Annotated in this window: 16 protein-coding genes; 9 read left to right on the top strand and 7 right to left on the bottom strand. The window is 63.3% G+C overall.

The window, feature by feature from the left end:
• The first annotated feature begins 12 nt into the window (after positions 1-12).
• Positions 13-1,143: a patatin-like phospholipase family protein gene (locus NKH73_RS03400; protein WP_352928069.1), complete on the top strand. Its 1,131-nt coding sequence runs from the start codon at positions 13-15 to the stop codon at positions 1,141-1,143.
• A 14-nt stretch (positions 1,144-1,157) separates the two neighbouring features.
• Here NKH73_RS03400 and NKH73_RS03395 read toward each other — a convergent pair whose 3' ends face one another.
• Positions 1,158-1,757 carry a TetR/AcrR family transcriptional regulator gene (locus NKH73_RS03395; RefSeq protein ID WP_352928065.1) on the bottom strand — a complete coding sequence of 200 codons (600 nt, stop codon included), beginning with the start codon at positions 1,755-1,757 and terminating at the stop codon, positions 1,158-1,160.
• Positions 1,758-1,877: 120 nt separating this feature from the next.
• Between NKH73_RS03395 and NKH73_RS03390 the strand changes: the two genes are divergently transcribed.
• The 5 genes from NKH73_RS03390 to NKH73_RS03370 all read left to right on the top strand — a co-directional run bounded on the left by NKH73_RS03390 (position 1,878) and on the right by NKH73_RS03370 (position 9,665).
• On the top strand, positions 1,878-2,339 hold the full coding sequence (locus NKH73_RS03390) for a (2Fe-2S)-binding protein (RefSeq protein WP_352928062.1): 462 nt from the start codon (positions 1,878-1,880) through the stop codon (positions 2,337-2,339).
• A gap of 2 nt (positions 2,340-2,341) precedes the next feature.
• Positions 2,342-4,615, top strand: coding sequence for a xanthine dehydrogenase family protein molybdopterin-binding subunit (locus NKH73_RS03385; RefSeq protein WP_352928059.1), 2,274 nt, complete (start codon positions 2,342-2,344; stop codon positions 4,613-4,615).
• Between the two features lie 419 nt (positions 4,616-5,034).
• Complete coding sequence (locus NKH73_RS03380; RefSeq protein WP_352928056.1) at positions 5,035-6,216, top strand: efflux RND transporter periplasmic adaptor subunit; 1,182 nt, start codon at positions 5,035-5,037, stop codon at positions 6,214-6,216.
• Positions 6,217-6,218: 2 nt separating this feature from the next.
• Positions 6,219-9,398 (top strand): efflux RND transporter permease subunit, encoded by a 3,180-nt coding sequence (locus NKH73_RS03375; protein WP_352928053.1) that lies wholly within the window; start codon positions 6,219-6,221, stop codon positions 9,396-9,398.
• A 108-nt stretch (positions 9,399-9,506) separates the two neighbouring features.
• Positions 9,507-9,665, top strand: a complete 159-nt coding sequence (locus NKH73_RS03370) for a DUF3309 family protein (protein WP_036267059.1) — start codon at positions 9,507-9,509, stop codon at positions 9,663-9,665.
• A gap of 81 nt (positions 9,666-9,746) precedes the next feature.
• On the opposite strand, the gene NKH73_RS03365 is transcribed toward NKH73_RS03370, so the two are convergent.
• Complete coding sequence (locus tag NKH73_RS03365; protein WP_352928049.1) at positions 9,747-10,706, bottom strand: NAD-dependent epimerase/dehydratase family protein; 960 nt, start codon at positions 10,704-10,706, stop codon at positions 9,747-9,749.
• 94 nt (positions 10,707-10,800) lie between these two features.
• On the opposite strand from NKH73_RS03365, the gene NKH73_RS03360 reads away from it, so the two are divergent.
• Positions 10,801-11,712 (top strand): LysR family transcriptional regulator, encoded by a 912-nt coding sequence (locus tag NKH73_RS03360; protein ID WP_352928046.1) that lies wholly within the window; start codon positions 10,801-10,803, stop codon positions 11,710-11,712.
• Here NKH73_RS03360 and NKH73_RS03355 read toward each other — a convergent pair.
• The 3 genes from NKH73_RS03355 to NKH73_RS03345 form a co-directional block, all read right to left on the bottom strand.
• Complete coding sequence (locus tag NKH73_RS03355) at positions 11,670-12,866, bottom strand: MFS transporter (protein ID WP_352928043.1); 1,197 nt, start codon at positions 12,864-12,866, stop codon at positions 11,670-11,672. The genes NKH73_RS03360 and NKH73_RS03355 overlap by 43 nt on opposite strands.
• Before the next feature lie 188 nt (positions 12,867-13,054).
• Entirely contained in the window at positions 13,055-13,363 is a 309-nt protein-coding gene (locus NKH73_RS03350) for a DUF1244 domain-containing protein (protein ID WP_352928040.1), read from the bottom strand.
• Between the two features lie 25 nt (positions 13,364-13,388).
• Positions 13,389-14,186, bottom strand: coding sequence for an N-formylglutamate amidohydrolase (locus tag NKH73_RS03345; protein WP_352928037.1), 798 nt, complete (start codon positions 14,184-14,186; stop codon positions 13,389-13,391).
• A 246-nt stretch (positions 14,187-14,432) separates the two neighbouring features.
• Between NKH73_RS03345 and NKH73_RS03340 the strand changes: the two genes are divergently transcribed.
• Both NKH73_RS03340 and pyk read left to right on the top strand, forming a co-directional pair.
• On the top strand, positions 14,433-14,921 hold the full coding sequence (locus NKH73_RS03340) for a DUF1036 domain-containing protein (RefSeq protein ID WP_352928035.1): 489 nt from the start codon (positions 14,433-14,435) through the stop codon (positions 14,919-14,921).
• Positions 14,918-16,354 carry a pyruvate kinase gene (gene pyk, locus NKH73_RS03335; RefSeq protein WP_352928033.1) on the top strand — a complete coding sequence of 479 codons (1,437 nt, stop codon included), beginning with the start codon at positions 14,918-14,920 and terminating at the stop codon, positions 16,352-16,354. Before NKH73_RS03340 ends, pyk begins: the two co-directional genes overlap by 4 nt.
• Positions 16,355-16,570: 216 nt before the next feature.
• On the opposite strand, the gene NKH73_RS03330 is transcribed toward pyk, so the two are convergent.
• Positions 16,571-16,774, bottom strand: a complete 204-nt coding sequence (locus tag NKH73_RS03330) for a hypothetical protein (protein WP_352928030.1) — start codon at positions 16,772-16,774, stop codon at positions 16,571-16,573.
• A 152-nt stretch (positions 16,775-16,926) separates the two neighbouring features.
• On the bottom strand, positions 16,927-17,511 hold the full coding sequence (locus NKH73_RS03325; protein ID WP_352928028.1) for a tetratricopeptide repeat protein: 585 nt from the start codon (positions 17,509-17,511) through the stop codon (positions 16,927-16,929).
• Positions 17,512-17,565 lie beyond the last annotated feature (54 nt).

The raw sequence follows: 17,565 nt of genomic DNA, 5'->3' as shown, positions 1-17,565 counted from the left end.
AAGGGCAGCGCCATGACGACAAACGGCAAGGCGGAGGAGCCCAAGAAGATCAATGTCGCACTGCAGGGTGGCGGCTCGCACGGCGCTTTTTCGTGGGGCGTGCTCGACCGACTGCTGGAGGACGGGCGGCTCGAGATCGCGGCGGTGTCGGGCACCAGCGCCGGCGCCATGAACGCGGTGGCGCTGGCCGACGGCTTCGTGCGCGGCGGCGTCGAGGGCGCGCGGCGCAAGCTCGACGATTTCTGGCGCGCGGTCGCGCTCAAGGGCCGCTTCAGCCCGGTGCAGCGCATGCCGTGGGACGTGGCCTGGGGCAACTGGTCGATTGAGAATACGCCCGGCTACCTCTTTTTCGACACCATGTCGCGGGTGTTTTCGCCCTATGTCGCCAACCCGCTCGGCCTCAACCCGCTGCGCGACGTGATCGAGCATGAGATCGATTTCGGCAATGTGCGCGCCTGCAAGTCGATGGAGTTGTTCATCTCCGCGACCAATGTCGAGACCGGACAGTTGCGCGTCTTTTCCGATGGCGAGATCGATCTCGACACGGTGATGGCGTCGGCCTGCCTGCCGCAATTGTTCCGCGCCGTCGAGATCAAGGGCGTACCCTACTGGGATGGCGGCTATGGCGGCAATCCGGCGCTGTTTCCATTCTTCAAGACGGCCGCCACCGAGGACGTGTTGTTGGTGCAGATCAATCCGGTGGTGCGCGAGGGGACGCCGAAGAGCGCCAACGAAATCCAGAACCGCATCGACGAGATCACCTTCAACGCCGGACTGCTGCGCGAATTCCGCTCGATCGCCTTCGTCAAGGAGCTGATCGCCGCCGGCCGGCTGCCGCATGGCGAATACCGGGACATCCGCATGCACCGGATCGATGCCGACGAGGCGTTCAAGGACCTGTCGGCATCATCCAAGGTCAATGCCGAATGGGCGTTCCTGACCTATCTGCGCGACCTCGGCCGCACAGCCGCCAGCGACTGGCTGGAGGAGAATTACGACGCCGTCGGCAAGCGGCCGACGCTCGATCTGTCCGGCGAGCTCGACGACGGCTTCAAGCCGATGCGTGGTCCGGCGCCGGGCCGGCGGGTGAAGGCGTTCCTCGCGGCGCGCAAGAAGCCCGAGGCGGCGCGCCGCCAAGTCTGAGGCGTTTGGGGACGTCAACCTTTTTTCAAGGCTAGATCGATCACCCTGATCAGGGCGGCGGCTGCTTGTCGTTGCTCGTCCGGATCGCTGATGCGCGTCTTCATGCCTTCCAGCCCGTCAAGTAGCATGTCGGCCAGCAGTCTTGCCGACAGGCCCCTGCCGGTGAGGTCGACGCCGTTTTTCCTGGCCTCGTTCTCGATTGCCGTGGCGACATGCTCGACAAGACCGCCGCGCCAGCATCCGACCAGATCGGCCACACTCGACTTCATGTCGAGGAGTTCGGCGCCATGCGGCGAGGTGACGACGGTGCGCATCATCGAGATCAGCGCTCCGTCGATGGCCCGCGTCATGCGCTCGGCGAAGGCGCCGTCGCCGGCAAGCGCCGTTTTCGCCTGCTCGATCGAACGGCCGAGCAGCATCATGGCTATGGCGCGGAAAATGTCGGTCTTGTTCTTGAATTGGAGGTAGAGCGCCGGCCGCGACATGTCGGCCGCACGTGCAATGTCGTCCATGGTGGTGCGGGCGAAGCCATAGGCCAAAAACACCTTCATCGCGCCGTCGAGGATACGGGCGCGTTTGGGGTCTATGTCGGCGATGTCTTCGATCTTGATCATTGGCAAACACTATCTGTCATACCTCTATTGACAAAATAACGAAATTTGTCAAGATGTATGAGGACGAATGACCAGTTGGCCATTCGCCTCGGGCTGTGGACGACAACGAAGGGTATCCCCATGCGCCTCACTGTCGACGGACAGGCATTCGACATCAACGCCGATCCGGAAATGCCGTTGCTGTGGGCGCTGCGCGACCTCATGGGCAAGACCGGGCCGAAGTTCGGCTGCGGCATCGCCGCTTGCGGCGCCTGTACGGTGCATATCGACGGTCAGCCCGTCCGCTCCTGCTCGCTGCCGGTCGGTCAGGTCAGCGGCGCGGTCACCACGATCGAAGGCATCGGCATCGAGGGCAAGCTGCATCCGGTGCAGCAGGCCTGGCTGGAAGAACAGGTCGCCCAGTGCGGCTACTGCCAGGCCGGCCAGATCATGAGCGCGGTGGCGCTGCTCGACGAGATTGCCGACCCGACCGATGCCGATATCGACAATGCCATGGGCGGCAATCTCTGCCGCTGCGGCACCTATCCGAAGATCCGCGCGGCGATCAAACGAGCGGTCGTGCTCAAGACGGCGAGGATCTGACCATGGCCAGTATCGGAAAGATCGCCCGCCGCACGTTTCTCATCGGCGCGGCCGCCGTCGCGGGCGGCGTCGCCGTCGGCTATTATTACTACCGCAGACCCTATCCGAATCCGCTGGAAGGTGATCTCGCGGCCGGTGAAGCGACCTTCAATCCCTATGTGAAGATCGGCGCCGACAACACCATCACCGTCGTCGCGCCGAGAGCCGAGATGGGCCAAGGTATCTCGACGACGCTTGCCGCCATGGTTGCCGAAGAGCTCGATGTCGGTCTCGATCAGGTCAAGGTCGAGCATGGCCCGGCCGCCTACGCCTACTACAACGCGGCGATCCTGGAAGAGGGTGGTCCGTTCGCCTTCTTCGACGAAAGCATGACCGCGGAAGCAGTGCGCGCCGGCATGGGCGTCGTCGGAAAATTCCTCGCCCTCCAAGGCACCGGCGGCTCGGCCTCGACGCGCGACGGTTTCGACAAGATGCGGCAAGCAGGCGCCGCCGCTCGGCAGATGCTGATTGCTGCGGCCGCGCAAAAGCTCGGCGTAGCCGCGACCGATCTGGAAACAGCCAATGGCACGGTCCTGCACAAGGCGTCAGGCAAGTCGGTGACCTATGGCGCCGTCGCCGCGACCGCTGCGACGATGCCGCCGCCTGCGGATGTCAGGCTCAAGGACAAAGCCGACTGGAAACTGCTCGGCAAAGCGCAAGAACGCGTCGACATGCGAGCCAAGGTCACCGGGGCACCGATCTTCGGCATCGACGTGACGCTGCCGGACATGCTGTACGGCACAGTGAAGATGAGCCCGCGCTTCTGGGCCAAGCCGGTCAAGGCGGACTTCTCCAAGGCCGAGAAAATGCCTGGCGTGATCAAGATCGTGCCGATCGAAACGAATTACGGCCACGGTTTCGGCATCATCGCCGAAAACACCTGGGCGGCGTTCAAGGCGGCGGAGGCGATCGACGCCGAATGGGCGGATCCCGAATATCCGTTGGACAGCGCCGCCATTTCCGAAGCCTTGAAGCAGGCGCTTAGGACCAAAGGGTCGGCGATGCGCGACGATGGCGATGTCAATACCGCCTTCGCCGACGCGCCGCGCGAAAGAATAGTCGAGGCCGACTATGCGGTGCCCTATCTGGCCCATGCGACGATGGAGCCGATGAACGCCACGGCGCAATTGAAGGACGGTGTCCTCGACATCTGGTGCGGCAACCAGGCGCCGACCCTGGTGCGCCAGCTTTGCGCCAATGCTGTCGGCATCGAACAGGACAAGGTCGGCGTGCATACCACATTCATGGGCGGCGGCTTTGGCCGACGTGTCGAGGTGGATTTTGCGCTCTGTGCCGCGCTGATGGCGAAAGAAACGGCAGGCCGGCCGATCAAGGTGATCTGGACGCGCGAGGAGGACATGCGCCACGACGCGTACCGGCCAGCCGCGATCGGCAGGTTCCAGGCGCGGCTTGGCGGCGACGGCATGCCGGTCGCCCTCGACATGACAATCGTCTCGCCATCGCTGATAGCCAGCACCTTGCGCCGGCTGTTTCCCTCGATATCGCCACTCGGCCCCGACAAGTCCATCGTCGACGGCGCCTTTAACCAGCCCTATACGATCCCGAACTACCGGGTGACCGGCGTCGCTGCGCCCGTCTCCATCCCGGTCGGCTCCTGGCGATCGGTCGGCAGTTCAATCAACGGGTTCTTCCATGAAGGGTTTCTGGACGAGATAGCCGTCGCCGGGAAAACCGACCCGGTCGAACTGCGCAAGAAGCTAATGGCTGCCTACCCGGCAGCGGTGAAGGTGGTCGAAAAGGTCGCCGAGATGGCGAAATGGGGCGAGGCGCTGCCCGCCGGCAAGGCCAAGGGCATGGCGTTTTCGCTGTCCTTCGGCAGCTGGGTCGGCGAGATCGTCCAGATCGCCGACACGCCTGCCGGCATCCGCATCGAGAAGGTGTGGATCGCCGCCGATGTCGGCACCGCACTCGATCCCGGCATCATCGAGGCACAACTCATTTCTGCCGCCATCTACGGCCTGTCGGCGGCGATGGGTCAGGAAATCACCTTCGCGGACGGCATGGTCGAACAGTCGAATTTTCACGACTACGATGCCATGCGCATCTCCCAGTGTCCGGCGTTCGAAGTCGCTATCCTGGAAAATTTTCACAAGATGGGCGGTGTCGGCGAGGTCGGCACGCCGCCGGCGGCACCGGCACTCGCCAACGCCGTCTTCGCGCTGACCGGCAAGCGCATCCGGACACTGCCCTTGTCAAAGGAGGTGACCTTTGCATGAAACTGTTTTCCACCATGCTGACAGCTGCTGCCATGCTGCTTCGACGGCGCCTTTCCCAATGGCATTAGCAAGCCAGGCACGGCACCGATGGCAGTCAAGCGCAGCCCAGGACTTGCCGGAGTGGGACGGCTTTTACACGGTGCTTCGCATTCGCGTTGGGCCGAATGCGATGTCGCAGACGAACGGCCACGCTGGTCCGGCACGCCTCGTGGCAGCGAGCGCGTCCTGCCCGGTGAAGTAATGTTGCCGCAACTTTTCTGACTATATTGCGGTGCAACTTTGATGTAGAAGCGCAGCTCGCCGATCACGGCAAATTGAACACGGCCTTGCGCGCACCCATATCGGCGACGCGCCCGAGTTAGAAGACGCGGTAGTTGAAGACACGGTCTGGCCGAACCCCGCGCACTGGAAAAACGACGATGCCGAAATACAGGTTTCACAAGCTTGCAGCCATTGTTGTGCTTGTCGGGTTCGCTGCCTGGATGGTGACGGGCGAGTTCTCGTCAGTCGGCAGCGCGGCCGCCGACGACGAACCCAAGGCGGGGCAGGTCGAGCAGCCAAAGGCGGCGGACGCGGGTAAGCTCAAGCCCACCGAGGCAGAACAGCCCAAGGCAGCCTTGCGCACCGTCGCGGTCATAACCCCGCCGCGGCGCACCTATGCGCGCGCCATTCGGATTTCCGGGCTGACCGAAGCCGACAAGCGCGCGGTCCTGGCGACGCGCGTTGCCGGCGTCATCGACAAGTTGCCGGTCAGCCAAGGCCAGCACGTCAAGACGGGCGACCTGGTGCTGATGCTTGCCGCCGAGGAAAAAATCTCGGCGGTCGACAATGCCAAGCAGCTTGTCGTGCAGCGTCAGGCCGAGCTCGCTGCAGCCCTTCGGCTGATGAAAACCGGCAATCTGCCCAAGCTGCAGCTCGACACCGCCCGCTCGAATTTGACCTCGGCGCAGGCCCTGTTGGAAACGGCGCAAGCCGAGCTCGACCGTAACGAGGTGAAGGCGCCGTTCGACGGCGTCATCGACCGGGTGCCGGTGGAACTCGGCAGCTCGGTGATGCAGGGCGGCGAGGTGGCGACCATTCTGAAGCTCGATCCGGTAATTGCCCGCGGCGAAGTCAGCGAACGTGATCTCGGCTTTCTGAAGAATGGTGACAAGGCGAATGTACGGTTGGTCAGCGGCCAGAATGTCGAAGGGACCGTGCGCTACATCAGCCGCGACGCCTCCTCCGCCACCCGCACCTTCCGCGTCGAGATCGCAATCCCTAATCCCGAAGGCACCATCCCAGCCGGGATGACGGCCGAGATCGCACTGAGCGCGCAACCGACCGACGCCGTCATGCTGCCGCGATCGGTGGTCACGCTCGGCGACAAGGGCGATCTCGGCATTCGCGCCGTCGATAAGGATGACAAGGTCGTGTTCTTCCCGATCGACCTGGTCGACGACACGCCAACCGGCCTGGTGCTCGGCGGCATTCCAGCCGATGCGCGTGTCATCGTCGCCGGTCAGGAACTGGTGACTGAAGGCGAAGTGATCAAGCCGGTCGAGGCCGACCAGGCGACCATCCAGAAGCTGTTGGGCGAAGCGACGGCCGGGACGCAGTAATCATGGATATCGTCAAACTTGCGATCAACAATGCCCGGCTAACCATTTCAGTCCTGATCTTCCTCATCCTTGCGGGTGCGGTCGCCTACCAGTCGACGCCGAAGGAAGCGGAACCCGACGTTCCGATTCCGATGATGTATGTCAGCCTGATCTATCAGGGCATCTCGCCCGAGGATTCGGAACGCCTTCTGCTGCGGCCGATGGAAGCCAAGCTGAAAAGCCTCAAGGGCCTCAAGGAAATGCGCTCGGCCGCCTTCCAGGGCGGCGGCTATGTGCTGGTCGAGTTCCAGCCGCAGACGGACCTGGCGACGGCGCTGCAGGACACACGCAGCAAGGTCCAGGACGGCAAGGCCGACCTGCCTCAGGCAGCCGAGGAGCCTGTGGTCACCGAAGTCAACATCTCCGAATTCCCCGTCTTGGTGGTGACGCTGTCGGGTGAGGTGCCCGAGCGCGTGCTGACCGCCGCCGCGCGCGAATTGCGCGATCGCATCGAGGAAGTGCCGGGCGTGCTAGAAGGCTCGCTGCAGGGCGCGCGCGATGATCTCGTCGAAGTCGTCATCGATCCGATGAAACTGTCTTCCTACGGGCTGCAGCTCGAGCAGCTGATCGGCGCCGTCGGCAATTCCAACAGTCTTGTCGCCGCCGGCAACATCGAAGGGTCCGAAGGCAAATACGCGGTCAAGGTTCCCTCGCTTATCGAGACTCCGGAGGACGTCGCAAACCTGCCGGTCGTGGCCACCCCCAACGCGGTGGTGCAGGCCAAGGACATCGCCACCATCCGCTCCACCTTCAAGGATGCCGAGACGGTTACCCGCCTCGACGGCAAGCCGGCGATTGCAATCGAGGTGAAGAAGCGCATCGGCTCCAACCTGATCGATACGATTGCCAAGGTCACGGAAGTCTCCGACGCCTTCATAAAGACCATGCCGGAAGGCATGCATGTCACCTACACGCAGGACAAGTCGGTCTTCGTCAACCAGTTGCTCGGCGATCTGCAGAACCACGTCGTGATCGCCGTGATCCTGGTGTTCATCGTCATTCTCTACGCGCTGTCGGGCCGGGCCTCGGTGCTGATTGGCCTCGCCATTCCATCGTCCTTCCTGATCGGCATCCTGCTGTTGGCCATGATGGGCTACACGATCAACATGATCGTGCTGTTCAGCCTCATCCTGGCGGTGGGCATGCTGGTCGACGACGCCATCATCGTCACCGAATTCGCCGAGCGCCGCATGAGCGAAGGCATGCCGAAGCGAGACGCCTTCGAGCTTGCCGCCAAGCGCATGGCCGGCCCGGTCATCGCGGCGACGATGACGCGCATCGCCGCCTTTTCACCGCTGCTGTTCTGGCCGGGCATCATCGGCGACTTCATGAAGTATATGCCGATCACGCTGATCGTCACGCTTTCGGCCTCGATGCTCTATGCGCTGGTCTTTGCGCCGACGCTGGGCGCCTTGTTCGCCAAGGCGCCGCCCCATGACGAAGACGACAACCGTGACGGCTGGTACATGGCCGTGGTCAAGCAGGCGGTGCGCTTCCCGGTCACCGTACTTGTGCTCACCGTCGCGCTTTTGTTCGGTGTCGGCTTTGCCTATTCGAAATACGGCGCCGGCGTCGAGTTCTTCCCGAATGTCGAGCCAGACTACGGCTTGCTCTATGTGCACGCCCGCGGCAATCTTTCGCTCGCCGAAATGGATGCGGCCACGAAGATCGCCGAGGACCGGCTTCTCGGCTGGCCAGGCGTGAAGTCGGTCTACACCCGCGTCGGCAAGACGCAAGGCGGCGGCCAGGACATACCTGAAGACGTGGTCGGGGTGATCCAATACGAATTCGTCGACTGGCGCGAGCGCAAATCGGCGAATGCGATCCTGGACGAACTGCGCGGCGTCATGGCCGGCATTCCCGGCGTCGACGTCGAGGTTCGCGTGCCCGAGGCCGGCCCGCCCACCGGCAAGCCGATCCAGATCAGGCTTTCGGCCGTCGATCCGAAAGGTCTCGACGACAAGGCGCGCGCGGTCGCCGCCCGCATTGCCAAGGTGCCCGGCGTCATCGACATTTCCGACGGCCTGCCGCCGCCCGCAGTCGACTGGGCGCTCGAGGTCGATCGCGCCAAGGCGGCACAATACGGCATCAGCCCGACCTCGGTCGGAACGGTGGTGCAACTGGTGACGAACGGGCTGAAGCTCAGTGAATACCGGCCAGCCGGTGCTGACGACGCCGTCGACATCAGACTGCGTCTGCCCGAGGACCGGCGCACGCTGTCGGCACTCGACGACCTCAGGGTGCAGACCTCGCAAGGGTCGGTGCCGATCTCGAATTTCGTCGTGCGCAAGCCGGAGCCGACTGTCGGCATCCTCAACCGCATCGACGGCGCACGCACCGTGGTCGTCCAGGCCAATGTCGCCGCCGGCGAACAGGTCGCTGCTGTCCAGCAGCAGGTCACCCAGGCTGTCGCCGACATGGACCTCGGCAGCGGCATACGCTGGAAGCTCGCCGGCTCGAACGAGGACAGCGCAGAGGCCAGCGCCTTCCTCAGCAAAGCCTTCGGCGCCGCGATCTTCCTGATCTTCATCGTGCTTCTGGCGCAGTTCAACAAGTTCACCAGCGTCTGGCTGGTGCTGTCCTGCGTGGTCATGGCAACGGTCGGCGTGTTCCTGGGACTCCTGATAACGGGAGAAACATTCGGCATCGTCATGTCGGGCATCGGCGTCATCGCGCTGGCCGGCGTCGTGGTGAACAACAACATCGTGCTGATCGACACCTATGACCGGCTGCGTGAAGAGGGCTGGGACAAGGTTGAAGCGGTGTTGCAGACCTGCCGCGAACGTGCCCGCCCGGTCGTGCTGACGGCAGTGTCGGCGATCCTCGGCGTGCTGCCGATCGCCTTCGGCCTCGGCCTCGAAATTTTCCATCACGAGACGACGATCAACGCACCGTCGACGCAATGGTGGATTTCACTATCCTCGGCGATCGTCTTCGGCCTGTCCTTCGCCACAGTGCTGACGCTGGTGGTGACGCCGTCGATGCTGATGGTGTTCACCCGGGCTAAGGTCAAGCCCGGCGCACGGCGCGGCTGGTTCAGCCGTCTGTTCGGGCGCGGCAAGGGAGCCATTTCATCGCCGCAGGCTCCTGAACCAGACCTCGGTACGGAGCCGGAGATAGCCTTCCCGAAGGCCGCCGAATAGGCCGATTCCTTCGTCAGGCAGATCAGCCAGGTAAAAAGGCCGCCGGGAACAACCCAGCGGCCTTTTGCATTGTCCTGTCGTGCGACACCTCAAAGCGGGGAGTTTCTCATGACGCTCAGCACCATTCTCGTCATCATTCTGATCCTCATCCTGATCGGTGCGGTGCCGGCATGGCCTCATTCGCGTTCCTGGGGTTATGGTCCCTCCGGTATCGTCGGTGTCATCCTGATCGTGCTTTTGGTGTTGCTGCTGATGGGCCGGATCTGACCGGAGTTTGATGCGCATACACACTGCAGCGTTGCGCGTCCTTGGCCCGCGGCGCTGTAGTGTTTGATTGCGCATGGCCATTCAGGCAGCTTTCGCAACACCATCAACCGTGACGACACCGATATCATCGAGAGCTTCTGCCACCGCCCTATCCAGCGGCGTATGCGGGATCGTGCCGATGATGCCTTCCAGCCTTGCCGAGGCCAGCTGGTGTGGCTCGAAGCGGAGGTAGGACATCGAGACGAGCTCGCGCCACATCGCCACGAATGGGCTGCCGGCGCGCAGCACCCACCACGGCATCGACGTCAGTTTCAGCGTGCGCCCCAGGGCCTGCTCCGCGACCGCCTTGATCTCCAGATCGGTGACGGCGTGGCCCGGAAAATTCAGCGCCTCGTAGGAGCCGAGCTTGTCGAGGTTTTCGGTCAATCCGACGAAAGCCTTGGCCAGGTCTGGCAGATAGGCCCATTCATGCACGAGATTGGCCGGCCCGGGGGCCGTATACACACCCTTGTCCATCTTGGCGGCCACAATCAGATCGAACCACGAGCCGGTGCCGGTGCCGCCGAAGAAATCGCCGGCGCGCAGCAGAATGGTGCGCACGCGGCCCGCTTCGGCCTCGCGGCGAAAGAGGTCTTCCATGGCGACGCGGGTGCGGCCCTTCTCGGTCGTCGGGGAAAATGGGGTGTCTTCGGTGATGACCGCCGGCATCGGCGAGCCGTAATTGTAGACGCTGCCTGGAGCGAGGTGCAATGCGTCGTTCGCCCGGCAGGCGGCCATGACGTTCTCGGCCATCGGCAGGCACTTGCTCCAGTCGGTGTAGATCGGATTGAGGCCGTTGAAGATGATGTCGACGCCTTCGGTGGCGCGGATCAGCGCTTCGCGATCGAGGCCGTCGGCGGCGACGGCCGTGGCGCCGGTGAGTTCAGCCGGTAGCTTGCCGCTGCGAGTGACAGCGCGGACATCGTAGCCGGCGTCGATGAAGGCCTTGGCGACCACGCGGCCGAGCCGGCCATTGGCACCCAGAATCGCGATCTTGGTCATTTTTCGTCTCCGTGTTTGCGTTACGCTCACAATATGGTCTGCTCGCAAACGAATGGAAATTGACTGAATCTGGCGATATGGTATTCAATTTTGAATGGATATCGACTGGAACCTGATCAAGAGTTTCGTCACCGTAGCGGAAACCGGCAGCCTGTCCGCTGCCGCGCGCAAGCTGGCTGCAAGCCAACCGACGCTTGGCCGCCACATCGCCGAACTGGAGCAGGCGCTCGGCGTCACCCTGTTCCGGCGCGGGCGCCGCGGCTATGCGCTGACCGAAGCCGGCAGCACGCTCTATGAACGCGGCCGGGCGGTGAGCGAGCAGGCGAGCGCCTTTTCGCTATTGGCGCTGGGATCGGCTGAGGGGATCGAGGGCACGGTGCGCATTGCCGCCAGCGAGGTGGTGGCGGCCTATGTCCTGCCCGACATGACGGCTCGGCTGGGTGCCGAGGAACCAGGCATCGAGGTCGAAATCGTTGCGTCGAACCAGGTCGAGAACCTGTTGCGCCGCGATGCCGATATTGCCATCCGCATGGTCAAGCCGGCGCAGAACGAATTGGTGGCGCGCAAGGTGACCGACATTCCGCTCCGCGCCTGCGCGGCAAAATCCTATCTCGACCGGCGCGGTCGTCCGCTCAAGCCCGGCGATCTCGTTGGCCACGATCTGATCGGCTTCGACCGCAGCGACGAGATCATTCGCGGCTTTTCGCAGTTCGGCGTCCCGCTCACCCGCAATGCCTTCCGCTTCAGGACCGACAACCAGATCGTGCTGTGGGAGGCGGTGCGGGCGGGAAACGGCATCGGCTTTGGCCAGGAGCCGCTGGCCGACCGCGACCCGCTGGTGGAGACAGTGCTGCCGGGCCTCGCACTGCCGATGCTGCCGGTATGGCTGGCCATGCATCGCGACGTGCGCACAAGCGTGCGAATCCGTCGTGTCGCGGATTTCCTCTACGAGGAGCTGAAACGCTATTCGGCTGGCGCAGCGTCGGGAGCGAATTCGGCGCGGTGAGCGAGCCCGGCCATCAAGAATACGATGACCAGCAGCCCCGACAGAGCGACGAAGATCGGACCGAAGCTTGAGTGCTCGGCGACGAAGCCGATTGCCGACGGCGCCACCAGAATACCCGAATAGCCCATTGTGGTGACGACGCTCATGCCGGTGCCGGACGACATGCCCTCCTGGTTGCCGCCGGCCGAAAACAGGATCGGCACCATATTGGCGATGCCGAAGCCGCAAAAGGCAAAGGCTGCTATGGCGAGCCAGGGCGAGGGAGCCAGCCCGGCCACCAGCATCCCGGCCGCGGCGACGATGGCTGAAACGCGCAGCGTCGTCACAGCACCGAAACGGTTGCGGACCCCGTCGCCAGCGAAGCGCATCACGGCCATGACGCCGGAAAAAGCGGCGTAGGCCAAGCCCGCTATGGCAAGGTCGGTGCCGAGTTCCTGCTGCAGATAGAGCGCCGCCCAGTCGAGCACCGCGCCCTCGGAGATCATCGTCAGCAGCGCCATCAGCCCGACCAGATAGACCATCGGGTTTCCGGGAAGCGCAAATTTGCGGTGCCCGGTGACCGCTGACGATCCATGGCGCGGCCTGTCCTCGGCGATCAGGTAGCGAACTGCCACTGAAATCACCGCGAAAGCGAGCGCCGTCACCACGATCGCATGGGCTAGGTGCCCATAGCTCTGGATGGCGATGCCGCCGAGAGCGCCGCCGGCGAAGCCGCCAAGGCTCCAGAAGCCGTGCGAGGACGACATGATGGCGCGAGACAATCGCCGTTCCACCGTGACCGCATTGGCGTTCATGGCGACATCCATGCCGCCGATCGAACCGCCGAAGATGAACATGGCAATAGCCGCCAGCGGCACGTTGGGGGCAAGCGCCACAACCAGCAGGCCAAGGCTGCCGAGGAGCGCAAACCAGCGCAGCACGGTGCGCGAACCATGCCTGGAGATCAGGTGGCCGCACCAGGACATCGCCGTGACCGCGCCGGCGCCGAACAAAAGGATCAGCAGGCCGAGCGTAAATTTGCTGATGTCGAGCCGGGTCAGAAACACCGGGATCTGCGGCGCCCAACTCCCGGTCAGGAAGCCGTTGGCGAGGAAGATGGCTGCCACGGCCCATCGTCCACGAATGGCGGTCTGCATGATTTTTTCCGCGTCCATCGCGTAGAATCCGGTCTGAAAATGGCTTCGAGCGGCAAATTAGATCGATTCAATCGTCAGTCAAGCGCCGCTCTCCGGGAAGTGCTTGGACCAAAAAGCGAAATAGGACCAGCCCCGTTCGTGACGGGTTTTCCCATGTTGGAGAGATTTGCTGAGACGCCTCTCCTGTTCGTCAGAGTGGGGGGAAATCAGTGATCCCCAGGGCGCCTTGCCTCGAACTCCGCCTTCTTGGCGTCGGAGGCGTCGGTCTGGTTAAGCGCCTGCCATTCGGCATAGGGCATGCCGTAGATGATCTCGCGCGACCGGTCTTTGCTGAGGTCGACACCCTCGGCCTCGGCGGCGTCGCGATACCAGTTGGACAGACAGTTGCGGCAGAAACCGGCGAGGTTCATCAGGTCGATGTTCTGCACGTCCGTGCGTTCGCGCAGATGCGCGACCAGCCGTCGGAAAGCGGCGGCTTCGAAATCGCGTTTTTGCGCGTCGCTGAGTTCGGTCATGTCTTCTTGGCCTCCTCGGGCCTCCTTACAGCGGCCCGGTGCGCGAGCCGAATCGTTTGATCTGATGTATATCGGGACGGCGGTTGATCGCGTCAACGATCGGCGCCAGCCGTTCGGCCCAGGCGGCCGCGTTCTTCCGATCGGCGATCAGATCCTGGCGGATCTCTATCAGCGCATGAGCAAAGCCGTTGACGATGGCATGCCTGAACATGGTGTCGCCGCGCAATGCGCCGTCGTAGGGCTCGTTGTCGCCAACGACGAGGCTTTTGTCGGCGGCGAGCATGTCGATCAGCGGTCGCGCCACCCGGTCGTCGCGATCCCACAAAATACCGACATGCCACGGGCGCGCGAATCCCTGCATGAACGGGGTGAAGGAATGTACCGACAAGATGAAAGGCGCATTTGCGGAAGCCTGCGCCACCGAGGCGACCATGGCGCCGACCGCGTCGTGATAGGGCCGGTAGAAGCGGTCGAGCCGCCTTTCGCGTTCTTCTGGGGTAAGCGGATAATTTCCCGAAATGACGGTTCCGTCATAGAGTTGGCGGATCAGCGTCGGATCGTCCTCGCCACGATTGGGATCGATCAGAAGCCGCGAAAAGTTGGCGAGCACCGCCGGCACGCCGAGCAAAGCCGCCAGTTCGCGCGTCACCGTCTCGACACCGATGTCGTAGGCGATATGGCGGTCGAATTCCGCCGCCGGCAGGCCGAGGCTGCCGTAGTCCTCCGGCAGATCGCGACGGGCGTGATCGGCCAGAAGCACGATGCCTCGCTTGCGGTCGCCTTCGACGATGTCGAAAGGCGCGAAAACTGTGGATCGGGTCATGGGCGGGAAATGGTCTGTTCGCTGGCTTCCGGGGAGGGTGGTATCGTCATTCCCACGAAGAGGACGCGTGCGCAATGCCGTCGTTTGGCCACGGTTTCTGCAGAAATCTGGCAGAAGGCGGAAGACCGCGCGCGGGAGCCTTCCTAAATCGATTGGAATTGGGCAAAAGGGCGCGTTGACATGCGTCCGGACTTTTCCGAAAAGGGGCGTTGAGAGATGCAAATGTCGTTCTTCAGGGGTTTCAGGATGGGTTCCGCCGGCAGGCCGCGCGCGCGCTACGCGTTCGCCATGCCGCTCCTGACCCTTGCCGTGGGGCTCGCCGCGCTGGTTGCTGCCTCGCCCGCGCGCGCCGATTTCCGTGTCTGCAACGCCACGCAGAACCTGGTCGGCGTTGGCATCGGCTATCGCGCCAAGGCCGGCTGGATCACCGAAGGCTGGTGGCATATCGAGGGATCGAGTTGCAAGACGTTGATCGAAGGGCCGCTGTCATCAAGGTTTTACTATCTTTATGCAGAAGACGCCGAGCGCGGCGGACGCTGGGATGGCCCGATCAACATGTGCGTGGCCGAAAAAGAGTTCAAGATCGCCGGCGTTGCCGATTGCGTCGCCCGGGGCTTCCAGCGCGCCGGATTCCAGGAATATGACACGGGCGAGCAGGCGAGCTGGATGGTCCAGCTGACCGATGACCCCGCAACGGGGGGCGCTCCAGCCGCCCCGGGAACAAACAGTCAATGAGACGCAGCCGCAAGGTCAAGATACTCGCCACCATCGGTCCGGCCTCTTCCTCCGAGGACATGCTGAAGAAGCTCTTCGAAGCCGGCGCCGACGTGTTTCGCATCAATATGAGCCACACCGATCATGAATTGATGCGCACACTTGTCGGCCGCATCCGCACCGTCGAGAAAGCGGTCGGCCGGCCGATCGGCATCCTTGCCGACCTGCAGGGGCCCAAGCTTAGGGTCGGCAAATTCGCCAACGGCAAGGAGGCGCTGACCCTCGGCCAGACGTTCACGCTCGACGACAATCCCGAGCCCGGCAATTCGACCAGGGTCTATCTGCCGCACCCCGAAATCCTGAGATCGGTCGAGGCTGGCCACCGGCTTTTGATTGATGACGGCAAGCTCGAACTGAAGGCGGTGAAGAGCGACGGCAAGGCGATTGTCTGCACGGTCGTCGCAGGCACCGGCATCTCCGACAAGAAGGGCGTCAGCCTGCCCGACACCGACCTGCCAGTCGGCGCGCTGACCGAAAAGGACCGCAGGGACCTCGATGCGGTGCTGGCCACCGGCGTCGACTGGGTGGCGCTGTCGTTTGTGCAGCGGCCGGAGGATCTGGCGGAAGCGCGCAAGATCGCGCGGGGCCGGGCGCTCATCATGGCCAAGATCGAAAAGCCGCAAGCTGTCGCCCGGCTGGCCGAGATCATCGAACTTTCGGATGCGCTGATGGTCGCTCGCGGCGATCTCGGCGTCGAAATGCCGCTCGAAGCCGTGCCCGGCATCCAGAAGCAGATCACCCGCGCCGCGCGCCGCGCCGGCAAGCCGGTGGTGATCGCCACGCAGATGCTGGAATCGATGATCGCCGCGCCGGTGCCGACCCGCGCCGAGGTGTCTGACGTCTCGATCGCGGTGTTCGAAGGCGCCGACGCCATCATGCTCTCTGCCGAATCCGCTGCCGGCGCCTACCCGGTCGAGGCGGTTGCGATGATGAACCGCATCGCTAGCAAGGTCGAAACCGACCCAACCTATGCCGGCATCATCAATGCGCAGCGCTCGGAGCCGGAGGCGACCGGCGCAGACGCAATCTCGCTTGCCGCCCGCGAAATCGCCGAGACGCTGAAACTGTCGGCGATCATCAGCTATACGGCGTCGGGCACGACCGGGTTGCGCGCTGCGCGCGAGCGGCCGCAGGTGCCGATCGTCGCGCTGTCGCCGATCGTCAACACGGCGCGGCGGCTGTCGCTTTTGTGGGGCACGCATTGCGTCGTCTCGCCCGATGCCATTGACCTCGACGACATGGTCGACCGCGCTTGCCGCATCGCCTTGGACGAAGGGTTCGGCAAGCCGGGCGACCGTGTCATCATCACCGCCGGCGTGCCGCTGAGGACGCCCGGTTCCACCAACATGCTGCGCATCGCCTATGTCGGTTCGGACGCCCAGGCCAGACGCTAAATCTAGAGCGGTTCAGCTTTTGATAGAATCGCTGACCCGCTCTAAGTATTTGTTTTTACGCAATTCCGAACGGAAAACCGCTACGCACTTTTCCTGGAATTGCTCTGAAGCTGCGCAGGTCTCTTGAACGCGACAGGCTTTAGGCCGCTCGCGGGCAACTAACCAATCTGAAGCCTCGCCTCGATGAGCGCAGCGGCTTGCCGGCCCGCGACCGAATCAAGACGGTGAGGCGACGGCGAGCACGACCGCGATTATCAGCAGGAGCGGCCCCATCCATTTGAAATGGCTGGGAAGGCGTGTCAGCCAGGTCTGTTGTCCGGTTTGGGGTTGGTTTGGCATCTGGAGGAACCCGTAGCCGACGCCCGTCATCCATAGACCGGCGCAAAACATTATGAATTCATCGATGTAAGCTGCAATCATGATAGCCTGACCTCTCCAATCTGGACAGGAAACCACACGGCGCGCTCACCGACAAGCAGTGCCGACGCGGTGGTTATGGCTATGACCACGCAAGAACGACAGCGATGTCGAAATTGGGGCCGTCGCGATCCAAGGACACCGGCCCCCCGGTATCAAATCCCCTCGCCGGCAAGTTCTTCCGAAAGCGTGCCGACCTGATCCTGGGCGCTGCGCAGCATCGGATAGATGCCAAGCACGCGTTGCCAGGCTTCCAGCGCCGATTCCTTGTGGCCGGTTACGGCCATGATCTGTGCCAGGCCGGACAGCGCGCCGAAATGGCGCGGCTCGAGCTGCAGCGTGCGGTCGATGTCCGCCATCGATTTCCCAAAATTATTCATCATGAAATGTACGGTAGCGCGCCGGTTCCAGCCTTCCGCATAGTCCGGTTGCAAGGTCACTACCTGGTCGAGGAAGTCGAGCGCCACGTCGAACTTCTTGTCCTCGATCGCCTTTTGCGACCATTGCATCATCAGGTCGATCGAGGCGCTGCCGGATTGCACCCATTCGTTCGAGATGCGCGCGGCGATGCGCTCTGCGGCTCTTTCGTTGCGCTCGCGCTTCAGGTCGACAAACAGCTGGTCGAGCCTTGCCTCTCTGGTCGTGGCAACTGGAGGCGCGACCGGGTCGTCCGCTCGAGCCGGAAGCGGGGCGAAACCGAAAAGAAAAAGCGCCGCGAAGAATGCAAAACGAATCCGCATGACCGGGAATCTAACCCCGGACAGCGGATCGTCAAACTGAATTTAGCGTGAGAG

The organism is Mesorhizobium sp. M0938 (genome assembly GCF_040319125.1).
Taxonomy (GTDB): Bacteria; Pseudomonadota; Alphaproteobacteria; order Rhizobiales; family Rhizobiaceae; genus Mesorhizobium; species Mesorhizobium robiniae.
The sequence above is the reverse complement of the archived record's forward strand: the minus strand, read 5'-3'. Positions and strand labels throughout refer to the sequence as shown.

Excerpts from the sequence above, each read along its gene's own strand:
- NKH73_RS03400 (WP_352928069.1), top strand. The coding sequence starts at position 13 with ATGACGACAAACGGCAAGGCGGAGGAGCCCAAGAAGATCAATGTCGCA.
- NKH73_RS03395 (WP_352928065.1), bottom strand. The coding sequence starts at position 1,757 with ATGATCAAGATCGAAGACATCGCCGACATAGACCCCAAACGCGCCCGT.
- NKH73_RS03390 (WP_352928062.1), top strand. The coding sequence starts at position 1,878 with ATGCGCCTCACTGTCGACGGACAGGCATTCGACATCAACGCCGATCCG.
- NKH73_RS03385 (WP_352928059.1), top strand. The coding sequence starts at position 2,342 with ATGGCCAGTATCGGAAAGATCGCCCGCCGCACGTTTCTCATCGGCGCG.
- NKH73_RS03380 (WP_352928056.1), top strand. The coding sequence starts at position 5,035 with ATGCCGAAATACAGGTTTCACAAGCTTGCAGCCATTGTTGTGCTTGTC.
- NKH73_RS03375 (WP_352928053.1), top strand. The coding sequence starts at position 6,219 with ATGGATATCGTCAAACTTGCGATCAACAATGCCCGGCTAACCATTTCA.
- NKH73_RS03370 (WP_036267059.1), top strand. The coding sequence starts at position 9,507 with ATGACGCTCAGCACCATTCTCGTCATCATTCTGATCCTCATCCTGATC.
- NKH73_RS03365 (WP_352928049.1), bottom strand. The coding sequence starts at position 10,706 with ATGACCAAGATCGCGATTCTGGGTGCCAATGGCCGGCTCGGCCGCGTG.
- NKH73_RS03360 (WP_352928046.1), top strand. The coding sequence starts at position 10,801 with ATGGATATCGACTGGAACCTGATCAAGAGTTTCGTCACCGTAGCGGAA.
- NKH73_RS03355 (WP_352928043.1), bottom strand. The coding sequence starts at position 12,866 with ATGGACGCGGAAAAAATCATGCAGACCGCCATTCGTGGACGATGGGCC.
- NKH73_RS03350 (WP_352928040.1), bottom strand. The coding sequence starts at position 13,363 with ATGACCGAACTCAGCGACGCGCAAAAACGCGATTTCGAAGCCGCCGCT.
- NKH73_RS03345 (WP_352928037.1), bottom strand. The coding sequence starts at position 14,186 with ATGACCCGATCCACAGTTTTCGCGCCTTTCGACATCGTCGAAGGCGAC.
- NKH73_RS03340 (WP_352928035.1), top strand. The coding sequence starts at position 14,433 with ATGGGTTCCGCCGGCAGGCCGCGCGCGCGCTACGCGTTCGCCATGCCG.
- pyk (WP_352928033.1), top strand. The coding sequence starts at position 14,918 with ATGAGACGCAGCCGCAAGGTCAAGATACTCGCCACCATCGGTCCGGCC.
- NKH73_RS03330 (WP_352928030.1), bottom strand. The coding sequence starts at position 16,774 with ATGATTGCAGCTTACATCGATGAATTCATAATGTTTTGCGCCGGTCTA.
- NKH73_RS03325 (WP_352928028.1), bottom strand. The coding sequence starts at position 17,511 with ATGCGGATTCGTTTTGCATTCTTCGCGGCGCTTTTTCTTTTCGGTTTC.